Source organism: Streptomyces sp. NPDC051987 (assembly GCF_040680735.1).
Taxonomy (GTDB): domain Bacteria; phylum Actinomycetota; class Actinomycetes; order Streptomycetales; family Streptomycetaceae; genus Streptomyces.
In genome coordinates this window covers 15195-33992 of the sequence record NZ_JBFAXI010000010.1, presented here as the reverse complement: position 1 = coordinate 33992, position 18798 = coordinate 15195, and the positions used below count along the sequence as shown (strand labels likewise).

Here is an 18798-nt window from a genome sequence, read left to right as displayed (position 1 = left end):
TTCCCTGGGGAGGAAGCCCCAGGTCAGAGCGGTAACGCGTTGTGCCCCCGGCAGGATTCGAACCTGCGACACCCGCTTTAGGAGAAAACGTAAAGCGATCATGAGTCTCAGTGAGTCCATCGGGGGCTCAATGAGTCCACGATAACAAGGGCGTGACCTGCGCAATCAAGTCTTAGTCAGCCTCAGTGAGGCTCAGTGAGGGGGTGTTGTGGCATCCATGTGGCATTCGCGCGGCATCCGGGCTCACACCGCCCTCAGCTGTCGAACAGCCGGCATGTCCGGGGCCATCGCCGCGAGCACCTGGGCCGCCACGTCCTCGGCGCTGTGCTGGTACAGCCACGTCACCTTCGACCCGCGGTCGTGGCCCATGACCGTCTGCACGTCCTTCTCCGGGACCCCGAGATCCTTCAACCGGGTCGCGAACACGTGCCGCAGATCGTGCACCCGCGGCCACCACTCGGTCCGGCCGGTCTCCTCGTTCTGCACCTTCCGGGCCAGCCCAGCAGCCTGAATCGCAGGGATCCACGTCCGCCGGAAGTTGTGCCGGGTCAGGCAACCGCCGTTCGGCCCCCGGAACACAAGCTCCTCGGCGTGCAGAGCGTGGCCGTCCCCGATGGGGGAGACGGTGTCGACCACCTTGAAGCGGGCCGCCATCGCCTCTACCGCCCCGATCGCCTCGGGGGTGAGCGGCACCGTACGGAAGCCAGCCACCGACTTGGGCGCCGCCTTCCTGAACAGCCTGCCCTTGTCCTCGGTGAGCACTTCCTTCACTCTGAGGTGCTTCTCCTCCAGGTCGACGTGGGCCCACCGCAGGCCGGTCGCCTCACCCCACCGCAGGCCCGTCTCTTCAAGGAACACGACGAGCGGCCGGTACCAGATGCCGACGTGCTCACGGATGAGCGCGCACTGTTCCCGGGTCGGCGGCCGGGTGTCCTCGGCGTCCTTCTTCGGTGGCGCGTCGAGCTGGACCTCGGCGGCCGGGTTGAAGGGGATGCGCCGGCCGTCGCGCACCGCGTCGCGCAGCATCGCGTTCAGCAGCTCCAGCACCTTCTTCCGGGTGTGGTGCCCCTTCACCTCGGTCGTGATCCACTTCTGGAGCTCGATGAACTCCAGGTCGCACAACCGCCACGCGGACCACTTCGGTTCGATGTGGTGCCGCCAGTTGGACAGCTTCCTGTTCGTCGTCGTGACGGCCTTCTTTGGCTGCGCCGGCCACCACAGATCCCACCAGGCGCCGAGCGTGATCTCGCCGCGTTTCGGGTCGGCGTACGTCCGCTTGCGGACGCGGGTGCGGACCTCATCGAGGAACGCCTCGGCCGCCTTCTTGCCGCCCTCGGCGATCGGGAAGCACTTCTGTTTCTGCTTCCCGTCCGGGTCGCGGTAGCGGGCCTGCCACGAGCCGATGCAGTCCCGCCGCCGGTTGCGCTCGCCGTACTTCTCGGGCGGGTACACCTCCATGCACAGCTGGCATCCGCAACCCTGCTGCCGCAGCTGCCGCGGGTTGTTCGAGGCCCTACGCCCCATGCTTCACCACCAGTTCGCTCCTTCGCTGTCCGGGGATGCGGGGGGTCAGGTCGACCTCATCCCCGCACCAGCAGCGTGCACCGAACTGGGGCTGTTCTACGAGGAGTTCACTCAGAATCGCCCGCACGATGGTGACCCTGTGTGCGGGGGAGAGGTTGTCCGGCACTGCAATCACGCCATCGTCGGCATCGAAGGCCGGCGGGGTGTCGGGCGGGACGATTTGGACGCGCACGCACATGTATACCCCCGGAGGTGCAGGCAGTTCGGACCTGGTACCGATGGGGGAGCATCGGCGCGTGTGAACGACCGTACCCCCAAGTGGTCGATTTTTCGACTACTTGTTGAGCATGTTGTTGATGTGCCCTCACCGGGAGTGAGCAAGTCCATTTAGGCGGAGACGCGCGAGATGGCCAAAGGGTTGTGCTACTGGCCGGTGCGGTTCATCTCGCCGAGGGCGCGCATCTCGACCTCTTTGGCGCGCTGCTGCTCCTCGGTCAGGCCGCGCCACAGTTCGAGGATGCGGGCCTCGGCCTCGGGGGAGAGGGGGCCGGGTGTCTCGCGGCCGGCGGCGGCGGCGATCTCGTCCACGCTGAACTTGGGGAAGGCTTCGTGGAGCGCGCGGATGCTACTGGGGCGTACGCCCCGTTTCCCGCCCCTGGTTCGGTTCGTCCAGGAATTGACGGTGGACGGGGCGACGCCGATACGGCGCGCGATCTCGCTTTCGCTGACGCCGTACTCGGCCTTCAGGCGATCGAGAAGCTGCGCGAAGTCCTCGGTGTGCTCCGGCTCTCCCACGCGCTAAGAGTGCATGTTGATCTTCTACTTTTGCAAGTGAAAGTAGAAGCATGGCGTGTTCTGAGCGCAGCGCGCGACCTCCCCGTCACGCGCCGTCGCCGCCGTCATATGCCCCCACCATAGAACGCGTATTCGAATACTGCCACCCTCACTAAAACTCACTGACACCTGCTTGACCTCACTGACACTGACACAGTAGAAATGTGTCAACGGCGCCGCAGGGCGTCACGCAGGAAACGACAGGCACGGGGCGCTCATGACAGACCTCATCCGCAAGGGCGAAGGCCAGCCACTCAGAGACGCGATGAAGCGTCGGGGGGTGACGCAGGCCGCGCTCGCCGCCGAGACCAGGGCGGTCGACGTCCGCGGGCGAGGTGTGAGCGTCGCGACCGTCAGCAAGGTCACCGGCAGTGGCAAGACCGCAGCGGAAACATGCCGACTGCGAACGGCGTGGCTTATCGCTACGGCGTTGTCCGAGCCCCTCCAGGACCACTTCGACATGCCCTCAGTTTCTACTGACACAGTGGAAAGGTGAACCCCCATGGCGACTCAGACCCTCGCTGAGCGCATCGAGACGCTCCGCCCCACCGGACTCTCGCCCCTGCTCAACACCGCCCAGCTGATGGCCCGCTACGGGGTCTCGAACTGGACGGTGAACGAGTGGGTGAAGGCCGGCGCTCCGGTCGAGCCGACCGCGTTCCGCGGCCGTCGCTTCGACCTCGCGAAGGTCGAGGCGTGGATGGCCGCGCGCACCGCCGCCGACGCGGTGCCGGCGCAGCGCACCGCCTGATCTCCCACCCCAGATGCGCCGAAGGGCCGCCCGCTTTGACCGGCCTGGCGACCCCCGACCCGGCGCCCCTACCAATCACGAAAGAGAGGCCCCGAATGGGCACATCATCGCAGACCACCGAACCGGCGTTCACGGCGCCGGCCGCTCACCGGACGTCCGAGCTGGCGCTCGTCGCCGAGGCGCTGCTCGCGCTGTCGGCGGAGTTCGCTGAGCTGCCGCGTCCCTACATCCCCGTCTGGTCCAGCGAGGCCCGCTTCGGGATCCAGCTCATGCACCCCTCGCACTTCGAGGCCTGGCGTGAGGCGCTCGGTCTGTCGGTCGGCTCTGTGGAGTTGAAGGCGGGCGGCGGCCTCGTGTGGCTGGCGGCGCCGGGGAACTTCCGTGGCATCGCGTTCGAGCTGACGGGACACAGCGTCCCGCTGACGCAGAAGCAGGCCGAGACGCCGCAGGTCGCCGACGAGGCTTCGGCGGTGGCGGCATGAACACGCGCCGGGTGAACACCGCGGCCGACGTGATCAACGCCGCGCTCATGCAGACGAGGACGGCGGCGGGAATCGCGTTGGCGCTGGAGTCGGCGCAGCTGCTGATGTCCCCGGAGACCGCGGCCGAGCTGGAGCAGCTGCGCACCGCGCTCGCGGTGTCCGAGCAGCGGAGCGAGCGTCGCCGGATCGCTTGGCGCATGGCTCGAAGCCGGGCGATCTCCACCGGCGGTGCGGCCGACCGTTACGCGGCCCGCTCCCGGGATGCCCAGGAAGCCCTCCAGCACATGCTGTTCGCGGTCATCGCTGGGCAGTTGGCACTGCACGAGGCGAACCGGGAGCGGAAGGAGCTGCGGGCGCGGGTCGCCGAGCTGGAGGCCGCGCCGACCACGGTCTACCGCGCCGAGCACCCGGACTCCGGGATCACCCTCGGCCACTACGGCACCCGCGAGGCCGCCCGTAAGCATTGCGAGACCGTGCTGCGCCGCGAGGTCGGCGACGAGACGTTCCTCGGCTGGGTCCCGGACGACGGCAGCGAACTGGCCCCCGAGGAACTGTGCGTCGGTCACGACGTCGAGTGCACCGGCTACATCGTCACCCCCCTGGAGCTGGCCTCCGAGTACGACGAGGGGGCCGACGAGTGAACGCGATCGAGTGGCTGCTGTGGCTCGGCTCCGTGTGGTCGGTGTTCTTCCTGTACTGCGCCTTCGACGCCCCCACCCTGACCGTGCACTGGCACTGGAAGCGGGGCCGCCGATGAGCGCCCGCGACGTGATTGAACACGCGCTACGCGTCTACTACGCCGACGGCCGCGACCCGAACAGCACGGTCGCCAAGCTGCTCGCGCAGTACGACGCCGAGCGTGACGCCGAGCAGGGGAAGAGCAGCCGCCAGGCCGACGCCACCCCCACGCCCGTCGACCCCGACCAGATCTACCGCGACGCCTACGCCACCGGCCGCGAGCACGCCGGGGCCGCCGGGTGGCTGCTCCAGCACTTCACCCCGGTCTTCACCACCAGCGACGGCACCGACGTGCCCGCCAAGGAACTCCGCTGCGGCACCTGCAACGCCGTGACCCGCAACACCCGGCCGAGGACGCTCCTCGATCACGTCGTGGCGGCCGCACAACACGAGTGCCTGCCCAACCCCGACGCCATCAGGAAGGACGGGCGTTCATGACGACGACCGTGCCGGCCGAGGCCCCCGCCTCGGCCGCCGGGCCCGATCCCATCACCGAGCCCGGCATCTACGACATGGACAACGACACGTACCACTCCCACCGGTACGCCCTGTCCTCGTCCGGCGCCCGCAAGCTCATCGAGTTCAGCCCGGCGCACTTCCGGTACGAGCAGGACCACCCGCAGCCGGTGAAGAAGGTGTGGGACATCGGCAACGCCGCCCACAAGCTGGTGCTCGGCAACGGGCCCGAGCTGCAGCTCGTGGACTACGAGCGGTGGGACACGAAGGTCGCGAAGGCCGAGGTTGCCGAGGCCCGCGCCGCGGGCGCCGTCCCCCTCAAGCGCGCCGAGTACGACGCGGTGCACGAGATGGCGGACGCGCTGCGTCGGCACCCGGTCGCCTCGCTGCTGTTCGATCCCGAGCACGGTACTGCCGAGCGGTCCCTGTTCTGGCGCGACCAGCCCACGGGCGTCATGCGCCGGGCCCGCCTCGACTGGCTGCCCAACCCGCGGTCCGGGCGGCTGATCATCCCCGACTACAAGACGTGCGTCTCGGCCCACCCCGAGAAGCTCGAAAAGGTCATCAACGACCTCGGCTACCACCAGCAGGACGACACGTACCGGTCCGGGTGCCACGCCCTCGGCATCGCCGACGCCGACGCCGCCTTCGTGTTCGTCTGCCAGGAGAAGACGGCCCCGTACGTGATCACCGTGATCGAGGTGAACGCGACGGCCCGCCGCATCGGCGCCGCCCGCAACCGGCGCGCCCTGGAGACCTTCGCCCGCTGCACCTCTACCGGCTACTGGCCCGGCTACAGCGACGACGTCGTGCCCGTCGCCCTGCCGCCGTGGGCCGAGACCCGCGACACCTTGGAGTACCTGTGAACTACCCCGTAGCAGAGCAGCAGTTCGCGGCCCCGGCCGCGCCCGCCCCCGCGTTCATCGGGCAGGGCACCGCCGTGGAGCAGTCCCGGGCGGTCGCCGAGGTACAGGCGGCCGTGATCGTGGCCCGCCAGTTCCCCCGGAACGAGGCGCTCGCCGTGCAGAAGATGCGGACCGCCTTCCGGCAGCAGACCCTCGCCGCCCGCTCCTTCTTCCGCTTCAACCGCGGCGACGGCAACGTCAACGGCGAGACGATCCAGTTCGCCCGAGAGTTGGCCCGCTGCTGGGGCAACATCCACCACGGCCTGAACGAGCTGCGCCGCGACGATGCGGCCGGCGAGTCGGAGATGCAGGCCTGGGCGTGGGACTTGGAATCCAACGAACGCGCGTCGACCACCTTCGTGGTGCCCCACGTCCGGTTCACGAAGACCTCGGGGCGGAAGCCGCTGGAAGACCCGCGTGACGTCTACGAGAACAACACGAACAACGGCGCCCGCCGCCTCCGGGAAATGATCTTCAGTGTGCTGCCGGACTGGTACCGGGAGCAGGCGAAGGAGGTCGCGAACTACACGCTGGAGAACGGGCAGGGTGACCGCCCGCGGTCGCAGCGCATCGCCGACTGCATCACCGCGTTCGAGAACCTCGGCGTCACCGTCCAGCAGCTGGAGGAGAACCGAGCAGGGCGGACCAGCGAGAAGTGGACGAACCTCGATCTCGCGCAGCTCCAGATCATCGCCGAGTCGATCCGCCGCGGCGAGGTCACCGTGGACGAGGAGTTCCCGCAGCAGCACGTGACCGCTGCTGAGGTCGTCCAGCAGCACGCCGAGCAGGCCGCGACCGCATCCGCCGCGCCGAACTCGTCGTGGCCGAAGGCCCGGACGCCGGGATCGGGGGCGACCTCGTGAGCCCGCTTGCCTACCTGCGTCGCATGGCCAAGCCCACCGGCCACCACCGTGGCGGCCACCGTCCCGCGCCCGAGCCGATGCTGCGGCCGACCGAGGCGCTCGTCAGCGACATCGCGTGGTGCCCGGCCGAGCGTACGGAGCGGCTGCACGCGTTCCTCGCGACCGGCGGCCGGGTGTGCTGGACGTGCCGCACCATCACCACCACCCCGACTCCGCCGGGGGGTGCCGAGTGAGCGCCGAGATCCCCGAGACGGTGACCGAGCACGTTCGTGCCGACGCCCTCACCCCCGGACGCACGATCTTCGTGCTCACGTCCACGTGGGCCGAGACGGTGGAACGCGTGGAGGTGCTGGACGGGTACGTGAACGTCTACACCGACCAGACGTCGTGCTACCAGTGGCAGGCGCACGAGCCCATCCGCACCCTCACAGGCGGTGCATCGTGAGCGCGCCGACCCTGTTCGACCCGGAGCGTCCGGCCGCCACCACGGCGGCCGGGCCCTCCCGGCCCGCGCCCTTCGTCATCGCCCTCCCCGCAGGGCTGAAGCAGATCAACTCCAACCACCGGATCAACCGGCACGACCGAGCCCGGCTGACGAAGAAGATCCGAGAGTCCGCCTTCGAGGCCGTGAGCGAGTGCCCCGCGCTCATGGACGCTCTCGCCGCCGCCAAGCCGGGGCCGCTCTTCCAGCGGGCACACATCCTCGGCATCGTGCACCCCGGGTCCGACAGGCGGGCCGACCCGGCCAACCTCTACCCCTCCTTCAAGGCCGCCGTGGACGGGCTCGTGGACGCGGGCCTGTTCGAGGACGACGACCACACCCGCGTCCTCGGCCCGGACATGCGCCTCGGACGGGTCGTGAAGCGCGGGCAGCTGGTGCTCGTCGTCCGCGGTCTGGAGCCCGATGAGGACCCCCTCGGCTACCAGGCAGTGGGCCGATGACCGTCGACAACGCGCTGAGCTGGGCTCAGTACGCGGCCTGCCGGGGCCTCGACCTCGAAGAGTTCTTCACCGAGGCCAGGACCGGCATGCGGCAGGCCAAGCGCGTCTGCGCGGTCTGCCCGGTCCGTCGGAGCTGCCTCGCCGAGGCACTCCAGGCCGAGGACGGGTCCGCCCGTTACGGGATCTTCGGCGGGCTCACCGCGGCCGAGCGCACCGCGCTGATGAAGCGGAAGCGGCGCAAGGAGGCGAGTGCACCCGCGCAGCCGAAGAAGCCCCGACAGCCCGCCAAGTGCGGCACCCGGCCCGGCTACCAGAAGCACCTCCGGGAACGGACGGAGATCTGCGAGCCGTGCCGGCAGGCGAACACGGACGCGGACAACCGACTGCGCCGTACGGGCACCACGAAGGTCACGCGATGACCACGGGGATCGGGCCGACGATCGGCAACCCCAGCCCCGGCTACGGCCTCCGGGTCCGCCTCGACAACCACAAGGCCAAGTCCCTCGCGAGCGGCGACTTCGTCTGCCCGTGCGGTCTCGCCGAGGACGCCGTGGGCTACGCCGAGACGGAGCACCTCGTCATCCGGGCGCAGCGCCACCGCCGGGACGGGTGCCCGATCCCCGAAGTCCGCGAGCAGGCGGCCCGCCAGTACGCCGCCCTCCAGTCCTCCCTCAGCAAGCGATCCAGGTAGCACCCCGAAGGGAACAGCACATGCCCAAGCTCAGTCCCGCCGACGTCCCCGAGATCAAGCTCGACTCGGCCGCGGCCGCCGTCGAGGCGTCGATGACCCGCGAGCAGCGCCGCGGACTCTTCGAGAAGCCGGGCACGGTCGTCTACGCGATCGTCGAGCTCTCCTCGAAGACCTACACCGGGCACGCCGAGGGCGAGGACAAGGCCCCGAACGTCAAGCTGCGGGTCACCGGCTGCGAGGTCGCGCGCTCCGACGAGGACGCCCAGGCGCTGATCGAGGCCCGCCGCGCGATGTACCGCGGCCGGCAGATCGACGGCACCTTCGACGAGGTCGGCAAGGGCCCGATCCATCCGGACGCGCAGCTCGGCGACCTTGTCGCGAGCAAGCCGTCCGAGGCGGATCTGAAGGCCTACAAGGCGAGGCGCGAGGAAGAGCGCCGCCAGGAGTACGTCCGCTAGCTGCCCGTCGCCGGGGCGGCCGTACGGCGGGCGCCCCGGGCCGCCCGGATCTTGCCGGATCGGTTCCGCAACATCACGAGAGAAGCCCCAGTTGAGCACAGACGAGCAGGACACCCGAGCCCCGGGCAGCGTCCCGGTGGCGTACGGCAACGCCCTCTCCTGGCGCTGGACACGCGACATGAGCGCGTATCTGCGGCGGTCCGGCTTGCCCCTGCTCCTGTGCCAGCTGCGGAACTTCGCCGCCGCCTCGGGTGAGGTCGCGTTCTCCTCGGACCGGAAGCCGATCCGGATCACCGACATCGCGGAGGCCGCCTGCTGCCGGGAGAAGGACGCGCGCCGCTACCTGGAGGCCGCGGTCCGCGCCGGCGTTGTCCGGGTCGCGGGGGAGCGGAAGCGCGGCAAGCCGACCCGGTACGTGCTCGTTGTGCATCCGTTCCCGGACTGGCAGGCGGCCGAGGACTACCTGAAGTCGACGGGCAGGGCGCCCGGCAAGGGCGCCGCACCGTGGCAGGACGACGACGAAAGTTCGGGCCACCGCGGCCCGAACCACATCGGGCCACCGCGGCCCGAACTTACCGACGGTAACGAAGATGAAGTTCGGGCCACCGCGGCCCGTATGAGTTCGGGCCACCGCGGCCCGACCGGTTCGGGCCACCGCGGCCCGAACAACCCAGGGGGGTATCCAAGGGATTCCCACGACGGGGCTGACGCAGTTGATCAACCTCAGGTGGATGGGCCCCCCGGTGAGCAGATCGATCACCAGGAACACCCCCACACCGACCGGCCCGACGCCGGACCGGCACCCGCCGCCACCGCCGGCCGCTGCCGCGAGTGCCAGATCCCGCTCATCCGCTCCGGCCGCGACCTCTGCCACGGCTGCGAGCGCGCCCTCGCCACCACCGACCACGGAAGGCACAGCGCATGACCATCGCCGCCTTTCGCCGCCTGCTCGACGAGATCGACCAGCAAGGCGGACCCGACGCCGCCCGCGCGAACCGCCTCCACCTCCCCGACGACGAAAGGACCGAACAACCCGTGAACACCACCCTGCACGCGGCGCAGGCCGCCAGCTCCGACCAGCTGCCCGTCGGCCAACTCCTGAAGTGGGGCGACGAGCACCCCGACACCGCCGTCCGCGACCAGGCCGCCCGCGCCCGCGCCGCCCTCACCGGCCTGCGCCGCCGGTACGCCGCCGACCAAGAACTGACCGCCATCACCACCGAAGCCGAGCAGCTGGAGAAGCGGCTGGCCGAACTCCGGGCCCGCGAGCAGGAGCTGGCGCCGGCCAAGACGAAGAAGAAGCGCGCCCCAGCCGCCCGCGACTACGACACCCGCACGGTGCGCGCCTGGGCGGCCGAGAACCGCGTCGAGTGCCCCCGGGTCGGCCAGATCCCCAAGCGCGTCCTCGACGCCTGGCGCGCCACCCAGCCCACCCCCTGACCAGCTCCACCGACCACGGAAGGCACTGCGCATGGCCACCAACCCGAGCGTCACTACCGACCGCGTCCTGTCCGAAGTCCTCGCCGAGCGAATCCGACAGGACCAGAAGTGGGGCGAGCAGAACCACAACGACGGCACCGGCAACAAGAGCCAGCAGCACGACGCCGACCGAGCCCGGCGCTGGTGCCAGGATGCATTCGGCTCGGGCTACGGCACGTGGTCGATGATCCTCGCCGAGGAGGTCGCCGAGGCCAACGCCGAGCGCGACCCGGCCAAGCTGCGCGCCGAACTCATCCAGGTCGCCGCCGTCGCCGTCGCCTGGATCGAAGCCATCGACCGCCGCGCCCGAACCGCCGACCAGTCGCCCGCCGCGTGACCAGCCTCGCCCCGGTGCCCTGCCGCCTCGACCCCGACCTCTGGTTCAGCCCCGACCCGGTCGACCGGCACTACGCCGTACGGCAGTGCCGCACCGCGTGCCCCCTGCTGCTCGCCTGCATGCGGCGCCACGCCACCTCGACGGAGCGGCACGGCGTCTGGGGCGGCATCGACATGGAAGAGCGAGCCGCCCGACTGCGAAGCGCTCCAACGGGCGCACAGCCCCTCCCGACCGCCACCTGACCCACCACCCGCCGAACGGAGTTGACCATGAGAGACCGCACCGGGCTCAACTGCCCCGGCTGCCCCACCGGCCGCCGACCGGCCAAGCACCGGCTCTGCCCGGACTGCTGGGCGAAGCTGCCGCAGGACACCCGTCGCCGCCTCACCCGCCGCGACGGCCTCACCGACCGTCGGGTCAAGCAGCTGCGGACCGCAATCGCCACCGGTACCCCGCTCGGCGTGATCCGGGTGACCCGGTGACCGGCGTACTCGCCTTCGTGGTCCTGACCTTCACGGCCGCCGCTCTCGTCTGCGGCCACGCCCTCTTCCCGCCCAGGAGACGCCGATGACCCGCCTCGCCTGTCCCAACTGCCCCAACACCCGGGGCAAGGGCCAGTACCTGTGCCAGACCTGCTGGGGACGCCTCACCCCGCTCGCCCGCCGCTTGCTCAGCGTCCGCGACGCCAAGGCCTTCGCGCGGCTCCGGGAGCTGCACGGGCAGATCGCCGCGCACAAGCCGCTCGACCGGATCGAGATCAGCCGATGAGCCGTCTCACCACCCTCCTCGCCTGCTGCTACCTGCTCGCCGCCGGGTTCCTCCTGCACTGCGGCGCGGCCAGCTACCGCGACGGCCACCACCTCTACGCCGGCGCCTTCGCGGGCACCGCCGCTCTCCTCGGGCTGGCCGTCATCCTCGACGCCTGCCAGCGCGAGGAACGCCACGACCTCCGCGCCGAGCTGGAGCGCGCCACCCGGCCCCCGGCGACCCGAGCCAGCGCCGAAGACGGCGTGGTCGCCATGGCGTTGGCGGGCGCCTGCTGCGAGCGCTGGTGGACGTCGGCCGGCGCCGAGCACGACCCGAAGCACTGCACCCGGAAGGACCAGACCCTGTGAGCACGCCTCGCCGCCCCGACGCCATGCCCGCCCCGCCGCCGCCCCCGGCGTCCCCGTCGCCGCTCGACGCCCACACCCGGGCCGTCGTCCGGGTCGGCGAGCAGGTGACGACGCAGCTCCGACGCATCGCCGACGCCCTCAACCCGTCGGCGCAGGAGCGCGCCGACGACGCGACGACGCCCCGTCCGTTCCTGCCTCGGCTACTCGACGCGGTGACGCACAGCGGACCGGGCTACGACCTCACCGCCGACGCTCCGCCGCGCGCCGCCTGCCGCCGTATGGAGACCCGCACCTGCCCCGACTCCTACAACGGCCCGTGCGGCGACCGGCCCTGCGCCCGCTTCGAGTCGGACGACCCCAGGCCCTGGCTCGACACGGCCGAGGCCCCGGCCGCCGACGAGTCCGCGCCCAACATGCTGCGCGTCCTCGCCGACCGAGCAGCCCGCGGCGTGCTCAGCGAGGGCGAGGGCGCCGCCCTTCGCCGCCGAGTCGAGCAGCTCGTCACGGGCCGGGAGACGTGGAAGGGCATGGCCGAGGAGATCGAGCAGGACCGCGACCGCCTCGCCGCCGAGCTGGAGAAGCTGCGCGTCGTCCTGGAGTACGAGCACAAGCGCGCCAACGACGCGATCGGCCGGGAAGATACTGCTGAGCAGGCTGCCGAGGAGCAGCAGCGTCGTGCCGGCATCGCCGAGACCGAGCTGCGCGTCCTCCGTGAGGGCCTCCGTGCCAACGGGGCCGACCCCACCCAGATCCAGAACCTGTGGGCGCAGATCCGGCTCCGCAACCGGCAGTGGCGGGACACGAAGCGGGAGTTGGCCGATGCGCAGGCCGCCATCGAGCGGGTGCGCGCCGTCGCCTGCGCGCCAGATACCTACGAGGACCCGGCCGACGTCATCCAGGCCGTGCGCGCCGCCCTGGACGGCGCCGAGCCGACCACGGAGGCCTGACCCAGTGACCTGCGGACTCTGCGGCCGCCCCGCCACCGGCTACCTGTGCGAGTGGGACACCCGCACCCTCGCTGCACGCCTCACCCGGCTGCCCGGCCTCGTCGACGAGCTCGGCGAGCACCTCGTACCCCGCTGCACCGGCCTCGTCGAACACACCGCCCACGCCGCACCCGGGCCGCGCGCACCCATCGACCTGGACGTGGTCGACCTCCTCGGTCGCGGGGAAGTCGTCACCACCATGGAGGCCTGGCGCACGGACGTACAGCGAGTCCGCTGGCCCCACCACGCCCCGCCGCCCGCCGACGGCCTCATGGCCGCCTGCCGATGGCTCGCCATGGAACTGGACTGGGTCGTCGCCAACTACGAGCAGGCGCCCGACCTCGCCCGCGACGTCCGGCAGTTCGAGGGCACGATCCTCACCGTCGTCGGCGACCCGCCGCCCCGGCCCAAGGTCGTCGGCAAATGCGTCGCCCTCACCGACGACGCAGGCACCGTATGCGGCGCCGACATCACCCACCTCGCCGGACAGACACGGCTCACCTGCCGCGCCTGCCACACCGTCTACGCCACCCAGCAGGATCTCCTCCTGCTGCTGCACTACCAGCCGGTGTCAGTGTGACGACGACGCCCCGTCACGACGGAGGGTGACGGGGCGTCGTCAGCTCATGCCCTTCCAGATCCGCCACGCCCGCGACCGATCCGTACCAATCGCCTCACCGATCTCCGGGAAGTCGAGACCCTGCACCGAGTGCAGCGTGTCGACCGCCTGCTGACGGACCTCCTTCGCCAGACCCCGCTCCGCCGGCCACTCCCGCAGGACCAGGCCCGCCGCCCGCGCGCGCACCGCAGCATCCGGGATCGCCTCCAGCCCGCGCAGCGCAGCCCGCACCGCGGCGAGCACCTCGTCCGCGGCCACCCGCGCCTCGTCCGGCTCCTGCGTCTCCTCGGCCATACCCGCCACCTCCCCGCCGGAGCGTAGGTCTGCACATCCGTCGTCGTGTCGGGTAGCCTTCACGGTGTCGGGTATCCGACACGAACGTCTGGGCGGGCCGACGACGCCCGACGACGCCCCACAACAGAACGAGCCCCGCAGGTGCTGGACACACCGAACGGGGCTCTGACCACCGGAGAGTGACCTCCATGGGCTGGACGAAGCCTCGCACATCCCCGCCGCCATCGGCACCCTGGTACGCCAGAACCGCCACCACCGCCGGGCGCCCCGCCGTCCTCGCCGCCACGCTCCTCATGTCGATGCCCGGCGAATACCACGTCGCCAAGTTCGCCGGCTGGACCGACCCGTGGGCCTACGGCATGCCGTTTTCCCTCAGCGCCTACGCCGGTATCGCCGCAGTCGTCGCCGCCACCCGCCCCAAGGGCGCACGCGGCCGCTTCTCCGCCACGGCCGGCGCCGCCTTCGCCATCGTCCTCGCCCTCGCCGCGCAGGTCGTCGCCCACCTCGTCAACACCGGGCACATGGACCACAACCAGGCCTGGTTGATCGCCATCACGTCGATGGTGCCCCCGGCCGTCCTCGCGCACCTGCTGCACCTCGCGGCGACGCCCGTTCCGGCCCCGACGACCAGCGTCGACACCATGGCGACGCCGCCCGTCGTCGAGCGCGCTGCAACGCCCGTCGTCCCGCCGCCGCCCGTACAGGCCCCGGCGATCCCGCCCGCCGAGGAGCCGCGCGCCGAACTGGAGCCTCCGGCCGAGGAGCAGCCGCCCGTCATCAAGTACCGCGACCCGCGATGCGCCGCCATCCGCCCGCTCTACAACGACGGCACTCGCCCCGGCACCGCCGCCATGCGCCAAGCCCTCATCGACGCCGGCCACGGCCGCGTCGGCGACTCCACGATCCGAGGCACCCTCCGCGCTGAGATCGAGGAGCACGAGCCCGACCTCGCCGAACTGCCGCCGGCCATCGGCCGCACCGCGTAGGCGCCCGCCGTGCTCGCCGCGCTGCTCATCTTCTACTTCACCCTCGCCGCGCTCGCAGCCCTCATCGGCCTCGCGCTCGTCGACTTCCGCGCCGTCCCGCCTGTCGCCGGGACCGCCGCGTTCATCGTCACCCTCGCCGCGCTCGTCGTGGCCGTCGTCCGCTGAAGGACCCCATGACCTACGTAACCATTGGCGGTGTCACCGTCGGACTGATGATCCTCGCCTACCAGCTCACCCACTGGTGGCCCGGCCGCAAACCCCTCATGAAGGACCCAGTCCGCCACGCCGCCGAGCTGCTCCCGTTCCTCCTCGCGTGGGCGTACGGCGCCCTCACCGTCCTCGGCATCGGCGGCCTGATCGGGTGGGCCGCCCGGACCGCCGTGTGGATCACCTCGTGGCTCGGGGACGTCTCCCTCGTCTGGGGCGTCGGCACGGACGCCGGACAGCGCGCCGGCGGCACCGTGTACCTGCCGCTCACCCAGACCGGCGGCGCCCTCGTCCTCATCCTCACCGTGATCGTGGTCGCCGCCGCGAAGAAGTCCAAGCACGGCGCCTCGATCAGCCGCGGCGCCTGGTGCGGCATGACCCTCGGCACCTCGGCCGGCATCGCCGGGTTCGCCGCGGTGCCGCTCGCCACGGCCGCGAACTGGCTCGGCGGCACCGTGTACGGGGTCATGTGATGGCGGCGCAGAAGCGGGCCGAAGAGCCCGAGGAGCAGCCGTCCCGGGCGGCCGGAGCGTGCGTCCTGGTCGTCCTCGCCGGGGTTGTCGTGGCCGTGCTGTTCGCGATCAGCGACGCGCTCGCCGTCCTCGTCCTCGTCACGGCCGGCACGTTCGCGCTGTGGCGAGCCGCGCGCCGCCGGGTGTCCGATTCGTCCGCCACTCCCCCACCGGAAGAGGGGCGGCCATCCTGCCGTGAATGTGCAGGTCACGAACTCGTCAGCGTCACCCCTTCCGAAACCCAGAAGGGGATGTTGATCTACACCAGCGCATCCGCCGACCGCCCCCACCACACCCACGTCCACGTCGTGCAGGGGGAGGTGACCGACCGATGATCGGACACCTGATCGCCACCGCCTACGAGTACTGCGCCAAGTGCGGATGGTGGACGAAGAACTGCGGCCACTGACCGATGTCACACCGCCGTCCTACAGTGGAACCGTCATAGAGGCCCGCGCTACCTCCCCCGGGGCGCGGGCCTCACCCCTGCCCCACGGGCATCATGAGGCCATGCACCAGCTGTACGCCCGCCCCGGCCACCTCACCGCCGCACAGACCCGCCAGGCCCTCGGCATCAGCGCCGGCGCCCTCCGCAACCTCGTCCTTCGCAAGCAGCTGCAGCGCACCGGCGGCAGCCCGCGGTACCCCGAGTTCGCCGCCGCGGACGTCGCCGCCCTCGCAGCCAAACGAGCCCAGCGCAAGTCTGCTTGACCGCAGGTCAACGCTGTGTGACGATCTCCGCGTACAACTGTGCCCACACACGGCACCACAGACGCACACGAAGCCCCGGCCGGTCGCTCACCTGCCGGGGCTTCGTCGTGCCAGCAGGGAGGGGACATGACCCCACGTCGACGCCGCCCCTGCCTGGTGTGCGGCACCCTCACCCGCAACCCCTCACGCTGCGACACCCACCAGCGAGAGTGGCAGGCACAGCAGGACCGCACCCGAGGTAGCGCACACCAGCGCGGCTACACCCAGGCCTGGCGCACCGCAGCAGCCCAGGCCGTAGCCCAGCACCGCACCCAGCACGGCAACTGGTGCCCAGGATGGCGAGTGCCACCACACGAAGCCTCCAACCTCACCGCCGACCACGTGGTGCCCAAGGCGGCAGGCGGCACCGACGACCCCGAGAACATCCAGGTCCTGTGCCGTGGCTGCAACAGCAGGAAGCACAGCATCACCACCGACTGATGGCAGCCTGCCCCTGCCACCGTCAGTCTTCGTCGTCGTACAGCATCGGGAAGGACCGCCGGGCGACGGCGCCGGTGTAGGCATCCAGCTCGGCCATCTCCTCGGCGGTCAGCGGACGCGGGTCTCGCAGACCCGCCGCGAAGCTGTCCGCCATGGCACGGCCAAGGGATGCGTATTGCTCACTGATGGTGGGCCTGCCCAGCAGGCGGCGGATCAGACGATGCATATGACCAGCATGGCACTCCCAAGGGCGCGGACGCCGAGCCGCGCACACGCTCTGTGGTGGCTTCCGATGACCGGCGGCTCGCGTCGTCGCATAAGGGGGGCGGGGTCGATCTTCAAAGCATGATCGTCTTCGGACCCGGCCCCCCATCCCCCACACGGCGACGCGAAATTGAGCCGGTTTTTGATCTACATCCATTTCGGGGGTGGCGATCATGACCGCAGGCCGACCGCCAACGCCCACGGAACGTAAGCGGCGAACTGGCAACCCGGGCAAGAGGAACCTCCCCGAGCCCGTCGTGCACCTCGCCGCGGTCGCCGACACACCGCCGCCGCCGGACACCCTCGGCGAGGTCGGCCAACGGACGTGGGAGCGGCTCTGGACGGCTGGGCAGGCGTGGCTATCCCCGGCGACCGACCTGGACGTCCTGACGCGGCTGTGCGAGGCGCACGACGAGCGGGAGGCGATGCGGGACCAGGTCGCCCAGGACGGCTACATGGTGACCGGCTCCATGGGGCAGATGCGCGCGCACCCGCTGCTCTCCGAGATCCGGGCGCTGGAGTCGCAGATGACGAAGTGGGAGTCGCTGTGCGGCTTCACGCCGACGGACCGGGCTCGGCTCGGGTATGCGGAGGTGAAGCGTGCCTCGAAGCTCGAAGAGCTCGTCGCCCGCCGCCAAGCGCGGATCCAGGGCGCCCAGTAGCTGGCCGCCCAGGTTCCTGACGCCGGTCCCGGCCGCAGACGTGAAGCGCGGCGACGGCGAGGACGTCGCTGACTTCATCGAGGCGCTGTGCGTCGTCACGAAGGACACGTTCGCCGGGCCGTCCGGGTCGCCGCTGCTGCTGCGGCCGTGGCAGCACAAGTTGCTCGGGCACGTCTTCGCCCGCCGGGCGGACGGCCGGCGGCGGCATCGGGTCGCGCTGATTGGTGAGCCGCGGAAGAACGGCAAGTCCGGGCTTGGCGCTGGGGTTGCCCTGGACGGGCTGTTCGAGGGCAGCGGCGCCGAGGTCTACAGCTGCGCCGCCGACAAGGAGCAGGCGAGGATCGTCTTCGGCGATGCACGCCGGATGGTCGAGAACAGCCCGGACCTGTCCGAGGCCATCAAGGTCTACAAGGACGCCCTCGAGGTCCCGTCCACTGGCAGCGTCTACCGGTGTCTGTCGGCGGAGGCCTTCACCAAGGAAGGTCTCTCGCCGACCCGCGTCGTCTTCGACGAGCTGCACGCGCAGCCAAAGCCTGACCTGTGGAACGTCATGGCGCTCGCGGCGGGAGCCAGGCTGGACCCTCTGCTGTTTGCCATCACCACGTCAGGGGTGAAGACCGACTCGACCGGCAAGGACAGCATCTGCTACCAGCTGTTCCAGTACGGGCAGAAGATCGCCGCGGGCGAGGAGGTCGACCCGTCGTTCTTCATGGCCTGGTGGGGCGCCCCGGACGACGCCGACCACCGCCTGGCTGTGACGTGGGCGATGGCGAACCCGGCGTTCGGCGACCTGATCGACCCGGAGGACTTCGAGGCCGCGGTGAAGCGGACCCCGGAGGCCGAGTTCCGCACGAAACGCCTGAACCAGTGGGTGAACACCGCCGAGGCGTGGCTGCCCGCCGGCGCCTGGGACGTCTGCCGCGGCGAGCTCGGTGCGATCCCGGACGCCGAGGAGGTCTGCCTTGGCTTCGATGGCTCGTTCAACGGCGACAGCACGGCACTGGTGGCCGTCTCGTGCGGCGAGGTGCCGCACGTGGACGTCGTCGCGGCGTGGGAGAAGCCGTCGGACGCGGGCCACGACTGGACGGTCCCGATCCTTGACGTCGAGGCCGCGATCCGGACGGCGTGCCGCCGCTGGAGCGTCCGCGAGATCGTGTGCGACCCCTACCGGTGGGGCCGCACGTATCAGGTGCTGGAGGACGAGGGCCTGCCGGTCGTGGAGTTCCCCCAGTCCCCGGCCCGGATGATCCCTGCGACCACCCGGTTCTACGAGGCCGTCATGAACCGCTCGCTCACGCACTCCGGGGACCCGCGCCTGGCCCGGCACCTGTCGAACTGCGTCGTCAAGACCGACTCTCGCGGCTCCCGGCTGTCGAAGGACGCCAGGAACAGCCCCCGGAAGATCGACCTCGCCGTGGCGGCGGTGATGGCCCACGAACGGGCCTGCCAGGAACCCGAACCCGAACCGACGCCGCAGTTCTGGAGCTGGGCCGACCTGTAGG

At 70.9% G+C, this 18798-nt stretch carries 33 protein-coding genes and 1 tRNA gene; 29 read left to right on the top strand and 5 right to left on the bottom strand.

The annotated features are described in order from the left end of the window. Positions 1-42: 42 nt before the first annotated feature. The 3 genes from AB0M11_RS08325 to AB0M11_RS08315 all read right to left on the bottom strand — a co-directional run bounded on the left by AB0M11_RS08325 (position 43) and on the right by AB0M11_RS08315 (position 2319). Positions 43-127, bottom strand: a tRNA-OTHER gene (locus AB0M11_RS08325). Positions 128-243: 116 nt separating this feature from the next. Beyond that, the gene (locus AB0M11_RS08320) at positions 244-1458 is read right to left on the bottom strand and encodes a site-specific integrase (protein ID WP_365702724.1); all 1215 of its coding nucleotides are present in this window, start codon (positions 1456-1458) and stop codon (positions 244-246) included. A gap of 489 nt (positions 1459-1947) precedes the next feature. Continuing rightward, positions 1948-2319 carry a helix-turn-helix transcriptional regulator gene (locus AB0M11_RS08315; protein ID WP_365702722.1) on the bottom strand — a complete coding sequence of 124 codons (372 nt, stop codon included), beginning with the start codon at positions 2317-2319 and terminating at the stop codon, positions 1948-1950. A gap of 541 nt (positions 2320-2860) precedes the next feature. On the opposite strand from AB0M11_RS08315, the gene AB0M11_RS08310 reads away from it, so the two are divergent. The 21 genes from AB0M11_RS08310 to AB0M11_RS08210 all read left to right on the top strand — a co-directional run bounded on the left by AB0M11_RS08310 (position 2861) and on the right by AB0M11_RS08210 (position 13141). Beyond that, on the top strand, positions 2861-3109 hold the full coding sequence (locus tag AB0M11_RS08310) for a hypothetical protein (RefSeq protein WP_365702720.1): 249 nt from the start codon (positions 2861-2863) through the stop codon (positions 3107-3109). A gap of 95 nt (positions 3110-3204) precedes the next feature. Further along, positions 3205-3591: a hypothetical protein gene (locus tag AB0M11_RS08305; RefSeq protein ID WP_365702718.1), complete on the top strand. Its 387-nt coding sequence runs from the start codon at positions 3205-3207 to the stop codon at positions 3589-3591. Then, entirely contained in the window at positions 3588-4232 is a 645-nt protein-coding gene (locus AB0M11_RS08300) for a hypothetical protein (RefSeq protein ID WP_365702716.1), read from the top strand. Before AB0M11_RS08305 ends, AB0M11_RS08300 begins: the two co-directional genes overlap by 4 nt. Positions 4233-4344: 112 nt before the next feature. Then, a complete protein-coding gene (locus tag AB0M11_RS08295) occupies positions 4345-4767 on the top strand; it encodes a hypothetical protein (protein ID WP_365702714.1) in 423 nt (140 codons plus the stop codon). Next, positions 4764-5651, top strand: a complete 888-nt coding sequence (locus AB0M11_RS08290) for a PD-(D/E)XK nuclease-like domain-containing protein (RefSeq protein WP_365702712.1) — start codon at positions 4764-4766, stop codon at positions 5649-5651. Before AB0M11_RS08295 ends, AB0M11_RS08290 begins: the two co-directional genes overlap by 4 nt. Then, positions 5648-6553 (top strand): hypothetical protein, encoded by a 906-nt coding sequence (locus AB0M11_RS08285; RefSeq protein ID WP_365702710.1) that lies wholly within the window; start codon positions 5648-5650, stop codon positions 6551-6553. Before AB0M11_RS08290 ends, AB0M11_RS08285 begins: the two co-directional genes overlap by 4 nt. 23 nt (positions 6554-6576) lie before the next feature. Further along, positions 6577-6786 carry a hypothetical protein gene (locus AB0M11_RS08280; RefSeq protein ID WP_365702708.1) on the top strand — a complete coding sequence of 70 codons (210 nt, stop codon included), beginning with the start codon at positions 6577-6579 and terminating at the stop codon, positions 6784-6786. Next, positions 6783-6998, top strand: a complete 216-nt coding sequence (locus AB0M11_RS08275; protein WP_365702706.1) for a hypothetical protein — start codon at positions 6783-6785, stop codon at positions 6996-6998. Before AB0M11_RS08280 ends, AB0M11_RS08275 begins: the two co-directional genes overlap by 4 nt. Next, the gene (locus AB0M11_RS08270; RefSeq protein ID WP_365702705.1) at positions 6995-7495 is read left to right on the top strand and encodes a hypothetical protein; all 501 of its coding nucleotides are present in this window, start codon (positions 6995-6997) and stop codon (positions 7493-7495) included. The genes AB0M11_RS08275 and AB0M11_RS08270 overlap by 4 nt, the downstream gene beginning before the upstream one ends. Continuing rightward, the gene (locus tag AB0M11_RS08265) at positions 7492-7914 is read left to right on the top strand and encodes a WhiB family transcriptional regulator (RefSeq protein ID WP_365702704.1); all 423 of its coding nucleotides are present in this window, start codon (positions 7492-7494) and stop codon (positions 7912-7914) included. Before AB0M11_RS08270 ends, AB0M11_RS08265 begins: the two co-directional genes overlap by 4 nt. Next, positions 7911-8186, top strand: coding sequence for a hypothetical protein (locus AB0M11_RS08260; RefSeq protein ID WP_365702702.1), 276 nt, complete (start codon positions 7911-7913; stop codon positions 8184-8186). Before AB0M11_RS08265 ends, AB0M11_RS08260 begins: the two co-directional genes overlap by 4 nt. Before the next feature lie 20 nt (positions 8187-8206). Next, a complete protein-coding gene (locus AB0M11_RS08255) occupies positions 8207-8644 on the top strand; it encodes a hypothetical protein (RefSeq protein WP_365702700.1) in 438 nt (145 codons plus the stop codon). A 91-nt stretch (positions 8645-8735) separates the two neighbouring features. Then, positions 8736-9569 (top strand): hypothetical protein, encoded by an 834-nt coding sequence (locus AB0M11_RS08250; RefSeq protein ID WP_365702698.1) that lies wholly within the window; start codon positions 8736-8738, stop codon positions 9567-9569. Next, positions 9566-10084, top strand: coding sequence for a histone-like nucleoid-structuring protein Lsr2 (locus tag AB0M11_RS08245; RefSeq protein WP_365702696.1), 519 nt, complete (start codon positions 9566-9568; stop codon positions 10082-10084). The genes AB0M11_RS08250 and AB0M11_RS08245 overlap by 4 nt, the downstream gene beginning before the upstream one ends. 31 nt (positions 10085-10115) lie before the next feature. After that, positions 10116-10460, top strand: a complete 345-nt coding sequence (locus AB0M11_RS08240; RefSeq protein WP_365702693.1) for a hypothetical protein — start codon at positions 10116-10118, stop codon at positions 10458-10460. Next, complete coding sequence (locus AB0M11_RS08235) at positions 10457-10702, top strand: WhiB family transcriptional regulator (RefSeq protein ID WP_365702690.1); 246 nt, start codon at positions 10457-10459, stop codon at positions 10700-10702. The genes AB0M11_RS08240 and AB0M11_RS08235 overlap by 4 nt, the downstream gene beginning before the upstream one ends. Before the next feature lie 27 nt (positions 10703-10729). Then, a complete protein-coding gene (locus AB0M11_RS08230; RefSeq protein ID WP_365702688.1) occupies positions 10730-10942 on the top strand; it encodes a hypothetical protein in 213 nt (70 codons plus the stop codon). 85 nt (positions 10943-11027) lie between these two features. Further along, positions 11028-11228, top strand: coding sequence for a hypothetical protein (locus tag AB0M11_RS08225; protein ID WP_365702686.1), 201 nt, complete (start codon positions 11028-11030; stop codon positions 11226-11228). Further along, a complete protein-coding gene (locus tag AB0M11_RS08220) occupies positions 11225-11575 on the top strand; it encodes a hypothetical protein (protein ID WP_365702684.1) in 351 nt (116 codons plus the stop codon). Before AB0M11_RS08225 ends, AB0M11_RS08220 begins: the two co-directional genes overlap by 4 nt. Further along, complete coding sequence (locus tag AB0M11_RS08215) at positions 11572-12522, top strand: hypothetical protein (protein WP_365702682.1); 951 nt, start codon at positions 11572-11574, stop codon at positions 12520-12522. Before AB0M11_RS08220 ends, AB0M11_RS08215 begins: the two co-directional genes overlap by 4 nt. A 4-nt stretch (positions 12523-12526) precedes the next feature. Further along, complete coding sequence (locus AB0M11_RS08210; RefSeq protein ID WP_365702680.1) at positions 12527-13141, top strand: hypothetical protein; 615 nt, start codon at positions 12527-12529, stop codon at positions 13139-13141. Positions 13142-13180: 39 nt separating this feature from the next. On the opposite strand, the gene AB0M11_RS08205 is transcribed toward AB0M11_RS08210, so the two are convergent. After that, entirely contained in the window at positions 13181-13474 is a 294-nt protein-coding gene (locus AB0M11_RS08205; RefSeq protein ID WP_365702677.1) for a hypothetical protein, read from the bottom strand. A gap of 188 nt (positions 13475-13662) precedes the next feature. Between AB0M11_RS08205 and AB0M11_RS08200 the strand changes: the two genes are divergently transcribed. The 6 genes from AB0M11_RS08200 (at position 13663) to AB0M11_RS08175 (ending at position 16370) form a co-directional block, all read left to right on the top strand. Then, positions 13663-14460 carry a hypothetical protein gene (locus tag AB0M11_RS08200; protein WP_365702675.1) on the top strand — a complete coding sequence of 266 codons (798 nt, stop codon included), beginning with the start codon at positions 13663-13665 and terminating at the stop codon, positions 14458-14460. 9 nt (positions 14461-14469) lie between these two features. Beyond that, positions 14470-14625 carry a hypothetical protein gene (locus AB0M11_RS08195; RefSeq protein WP_365702673.1) on the top strand — a complete coding sequence of 52 codons (156 nt, stop codon included), beginning with the start codon at positions 14470-14472 and terminating at the stop codon, positions 14623-14625. A gap of 8 nt (positions 14626-14633) precedes the next feature. After that, a complete protein-coding gene (locus AB0M11_RS08190) occupies positions 14634-15140 on the top strand; it encodes a hypothetical protein (RefSeq protein ID WP_365702671.1) in 507 nt (168 codons plus the stop codon). Beyond that, complete coding sequence (locus tag AB0M11_RS08185) at positions 15140-15514, top strand: hypothetical protein (RefSeq protein ID WP_365702669.1); 375 nt, start codon at positions 15140-15142, stop codon at positions 15512-15514. Before AB0M11_RS08190 ends, AB0M11_RS08185 begins: the two co-directional genes overlap by 1 nt. Before the next feature lie 175 nt (positions 15515-15689). Beyond that, complete coding sequence (locus AB0M11_RS08180; RefSeq protein WP_365702667.1) at positions 15690-15890, top strand: hypothetical protein; 201 nt, start codon at positions 15690-15692, stop codon at positions 15888-15890. A gap of 126 nt (positions 15891-16016) precedes the next feature. Beyond that, positions 16017-16370, top strand: a complete 354-nt coding sequence (locus tag AB0M11_RS08175; protein ID WP_365702665.1) for an HNH endonuclease — start codon at positions 16017-16019, stop codon at positions 16368-16370. Positions 16371-16392: 22 nt separating this feature from the next. On the opposite strand, the gene AB0M11_RS08170 is transcribed toward AB0M11_RS08175, so the two are convergent. Then, positions 16393-16596: a hypothetical protein gene (locus tag AB0M11_RS08170; RefSeq protein WP_365702663.1), complete on the bottom strand. Its 204-nt coding sequence runs from the start codon at positions 16594-16596 to the stop codon at positions 16393-16395. Positions 16597-16807: 211 nt separating this feature from the next. Between AB0M11_RS08170 and AB0M11_RS08165 the strand changes: the two genes are divergently transcribed. Together AB0M11_RS08165 and AB0M11_RS08160 are read left to right on the top strand one after the other, a co-directional pair. Continuing rightward, positions 16808-17296, top strand: coding sequence for a phage terminase small subunit P27 family (locus AB0M11_RS08165; RefSeq protein ID WP_365702661.1), 489 nt, complete (start codon positions 16808-16810; stop codon positions 17294-17296). Beyond that, a complete protein-coding gene (locus tag AB0M11_RS08160; protein WP_365702659.1) occupies positions 17235-18797 on the top strand; it encodes a terminase large subunit in 1563 nt (520 codons plus the stop codon). Before AB0M11_RS08165 ends, AB0M11_RS08160 begins: the two co-directional genes overlap by 62 nt. The last annotated feature ends 1 nt before the right edge of the window (position 18798 follow it).